General features: G+C 41.6%; 5 protein-coding genes, 1 pseudogene and 1 other annotated feature. All 6 genes and pseudogenes read left to right on the top strand.

Annotation, left to right across the window (positions count from 1 at the left end; all coding sequences use genetic code 11):
- The coding region (locus tag AC29Z1_RS11405; RefSeq protein ID WP_488271584.1) for a mechanosensitive ion channel family protein at positions 1–730 on the top strand (730 nt) is incomplete at its 5' end.
- A 69-nt stretch (positions 731–799) separates the two neighbouring features.
- Positions 800–1,063, top strand: a binding site (T-box leader).
- Between the two features lie 36 nt (positions 1,064–1,099).
- A complete protein-coding gene (gene pheA, locus AC29Z1_RS11410; RefSeq protein ID WP_488271585.1) occupies positions 1,100–1,936 on the top strand; it encodes a prephenate dehydratase in 837 nt (278 codons plus the stop codon).
- Between the two features lie 92 nt (positions 1,937–2,028).
- On the top strand, positions 2,029–2,262 hold the full coding sequence (locus AC29Z1_RS11415) for a YkuS family protein (protein WP_488271586.1): 234 nt from the start codon (positions 2,029–2,031) through the stop codon (positions 2,260–2,262).
- Positions 2,263–2,445: 183 nt separating this feature from the next.
- A complete protein-coding gene (locus AC29Z1_RS11420) occupies positions 2,446–3,420 on the top strand; it encodes a 2-hydroxyacid dehydrogenase (protein WP_488271587.1) in 975 nt (324 codons plus the stop codon).
- 109 nt (positions 3,421–3,529) lie between these two features.
- Positions 3,530–3,727 carry a hypothetical protein gene (locus AC29Z1_RS11425; RefSeq protein WP_488271588.1) on the top strand — a complete coding sequence of 66 codons (198 nt, stop codon included), beginning with the start codon at positions 3,530–3,532 and terminating at the stop codon, positions 3,725–3,727.
- A 169-nt stretch (positions 3,728–3,896) separates the two neighbouring features.
- A pseudogene (locus AC29Z1_RS11430) lies at positions 3,897–4,112 on the top strand (hypothetical protein); the annotation flags it as partial.

Raw genomic sequence — 4,112 nt, forward strand, 5'->3', positions numbered from 1 at the left:
TCATCAAATTTTTAATCGTGAAGTAGACAAAATCTTAATTCCGTTTTTTTCGAAAGTCATACGATTTATCGTGTTGGCGCTAGCCTTTGTTGCTATTGCCAGTACCTGGGGATATGATGTCAATGGCTTTATTGCCGGCATGGGACTTGGGGGATTGGCCTTTGCTTTAGCAGCCAAAGATCTTATTGGCAACATTTTTTCCGGAATTATTATTATTACCGACAAACCGTTTAGTATCGGAGATTGGATAAAAACCAATGAGGTTGAAGGGATTGTGGAAGACATTAATTTTAGAAGCACTAAAATAAGGGCTTTTGATGCGGCGCTGGTTACGGTTCCTAACTCTAATCTGGTAAATACCTCTATCATAAATTTTACCAAGCGAAATATGCGTCGGATAACTTTTCGGTTAAACCTGCGTTATGATACTCCCAGAGATAAGTTGCAAGCCTGTATTGCCGAAATTGAAAATATTCTCCGGACACATCCGGAAATTGATCAACAAATTGTATTTGTCAAATTCGATTCCTTTGGGAAAAATGGGCTGGAATTGTTCTTGTATTGTTTCACCAAAACGATTGTATGGGAAAAATATCTCAATATTAAGCAAGATATTAATCTCAAGATTATGGAGGTTTTGGAAAGACAAGGTGTGTCTATTGCATTGCCAAGCACCAGTGTGTACGTAGAGCAGCCGATGATCAACAAGACTTTAGAAAAAGCCATGTAAAAAAATGTGTTGTTATCTATTTACTGCTTGAATTAATAGTAGTCACATGTTATAGTAATAAAAATACCAGAAAAAACTATGAAGAGGAAAAGTAGGTATATCCATGCCGCTACAGAGAGCCGGGATGCTGAGAACCGGTACGGGTCGGTATACTGAAGTTCACCTTGGAGTTGCTTGCTGAAATCTGGCGACATGTCCAGATGGTAGGTGGAGCCGGAGACCTTCACCGTTATCAGCGAAGGAGAGTATCGGCAGAGGCCCGTACTTTACAGAGTGATTCGCCAGTAGGCGGATAAAAAAGGTGGTACCGCGAGTGTAACTCTCGTCCTTTAAGGGGATGAGAGTTTTTTTATTATAAGGAGGGGTGATATGGTTAAAAAAGTTGGATTTTTAGGCCCGCAGGGAACCTATTGTGAAGAAATTGCCTTAAGCCTCTATGGTGGAAGTCAATCACAACTAGAAGCATTTAATGCTATTGACGTCGCTATTAGAGCGGTTGCCGCTGGCGAGGTAGATGAATGCATAGTGCCAGTGGAAAATTCTTTGGAAGGGTCAGTGAATATTACCTTAGATACCCTTGCACATGAGGTTGATTTATATATAACCAAAGAAATGGTGCTGCCTGTCAGGCATAATTTGTTAGCCCGAAAAGACCACCAAAAAATTGAAGTCATAGTTTCTCATCCGCAAGCATTGGCGCAATGTCGAAAAACGTTAGGCAAATTATATCCGCAGGCTAAATTTCAACCAGTTGACAGCACAGCCGAGGCGGCTAGAATTGTGGCTGGAAGTAACAGACCATATGCATCTGTCGGCAGTCTGAAAGCAGCCGAAATATATGGGTTAACCGTATTAGCCAGAGATATTCAAGATAATAACGCAAATTCCACTCGGTTTATTGGTTTGGAACGGCAGATGGTTAAGGACATACAGGGAAAATGCAAAACCTCGCTGGTATTTCAGATTAATGGACAGCGTCCAGGCAGTTTGTATACTATTTTGCATGAGTTTGCTATCAGAGAAGTCAATCTTACCCGGATAGAATCACGTCCTGCTCGTACTGGATTAGGTTTATATATTTTTTTCTTTGATATCGAGGGGAGTATGGTGGAGAGCAATATTGCTGATGCTGTTCAGGCGATTCAAGAAAAATGTTTGTGGTATAAAAATTTAGGCTCCTACCCGGTTTATCATGTTGTCAAATAAATGTTTTATGTAGCCAAGCTACTAGAAAGATGTTGTTATAGTAATGCTTATGGGGTCATCAGGTCATAATAACTCCGAAAGGAGGTGTTGTGATGGCCAAAACCGTTGCAGTGGAAGATAGTTTGTCAACAATTAAACAAGTTTTAGAACAGCGCGGTTACAAAGTAGTGAGTCCTAAAAGCCAAGAAGAAGTAATGGCTTGTGTCGTAACCGGTATGGATAATAATCTAATGAATATTCAAAATACAATGATTAAGGCTCCGGTTATTAATGCGGATGGTATGACACCTGAGCAGGTTGCTGCTCGCATAGAATCGCTTCAGTAATGTAAAACCAAGCCCCTTAGTGTTCGCTAAGGGGTTTTGTGCTGGTTGTTGGTTTGTTGAAACCATGTATGAGAGTAAAATAAAGCTGTTAAAAAACTAGCTGTTGTTTATATCTTGCCAAGGATTTTACCATGGATAAACAGAATATATTTAAGCTAGATATTTGTTATGGTGGTGAATGATATGAATAAATATAAAGTGGTTGTTACCGGAAGAATTATGCCTGCAGGATTAGCCATGTTACAGGAGCAATGCGAGATATATCAATGGGAGCAAACGGCTAAACCCAAAGTGGAAGATTTGGCCCAATGGTTGCGTGAGGCCGAGGGGCTATATGTTTCGACCAATATGACTGTCAACGAGGAGTTACTGGCAGCAGCGCCCCGTTTGCGAGTCATTGCTCAGCCGGCGGTAGGCTACGATAATATAGATATTTCGGCTTGTACGGCCAGGAAAATTCCGGTTGCCAATACACCCGGTGTTCTTGTAGAAACAACGGCTGAACTTACATTTGGACTGCTTTTAGCTGCTGCTCGGCGTATTCATGAAGGCTGGGACTGGGTGCGGGCTGGAAAATGGCAGCCTGGTGTGCTTATGCCTTTTGGTGTAGATTTGTATGGAAAAACATTGGGGATTGTCGGTATGGGGGCTATCGGTGCAGCCGTTGCCAGGCGGGCTCAGGCCAGTGGAATGAAAGTCATTTATCATAACCGTAAGCCACGCTCTGATCAAGAAGCGCTGCATGTTGAGTATCGTACTTTTGACGAATTACTGGCTGAAGCTGATTTTATTGTTGTGCTAACACCGCTTACTCCTGAAAGCCGGGGAATGTTTGGGGCGCAAGAGTTTGCTAACATGAAGCCAACTGCTTATTTCGTGAATGCGTCGAGGGGTGCGGTGGTGGATACTGAGGCTTTGTATCACGCATTACGTGAAAAGCAAATTGCGTATGCTGCCCTGGATGTAACTGATCCTGAGCCGTTACCGGCAGATCATCCGCTGTTAACACTGCCTAATATTCTTATAGTGCCGCATATTGGTAGTGCAACAACCGAAACCCGTAACAAGATGGCGAGTCTGGCAGCGAAAAACCTGTTGCTTGGATTAGCCGGGAAACCGCTGCTAACCTGCGTTAATCAAGAAGTAAATGTTCGGTAGCAGAGACTGATTGTTTGGTAATTATTTCTGTTAATGCATAAGCGCGTAGTTGCAGGAAACGAGGGGCAAGAAGCGAATAATACCGGTAGTATATTGAAAGGCTGGTATTATGAGAAATAGGTTGTCCCTGTCATTATTTACTGCTATCATTTTTATGGTAGTTGTTGGAACCGCATTCGCGCATGCTGCTGAAGTCACTGACCAAGATACCGACGTGACTGCATTGAAAGCTGATGAAAACAGAACAAACAAACTTCGTCATGGTTACATTAAACATGATAAAGACAAGGTATATTACTACTGGTAATTTTTAAAGAGAAGGCTTGAACTCATAGAGATTCAGCCTTTTATTTTTTCTCACAGCTATTTTTGTTTTCTAAAAGATTTGCTTAGAGCGCTCTGAACTCAAAAAAAATTTTTGTTAAAAATTTCAAATATAGCAGGAATTTTGCAGTGATTATGTAAATATTTACATCATGGCTGGTTTTTACGCTGCAATGGAAGACGAAAGGATGATATATTTGAATCAACTCATTCATGAACTTGTGCAAAACGGGCATGATTATGTGGTCGCCATGAGACGGCATTTCCGAAGTTTTCCGGAGTTAAGTGGACAAGAGTTTGAAACCCAGAAAAAAATCATGTCTGAACTGAAGACTATGGGATTAGAACCTCGCAAGGCTGGGGGAACA

The sequence above is a fragment of the Sporomusa sp. genome (genome assembly GCF_057736855.1).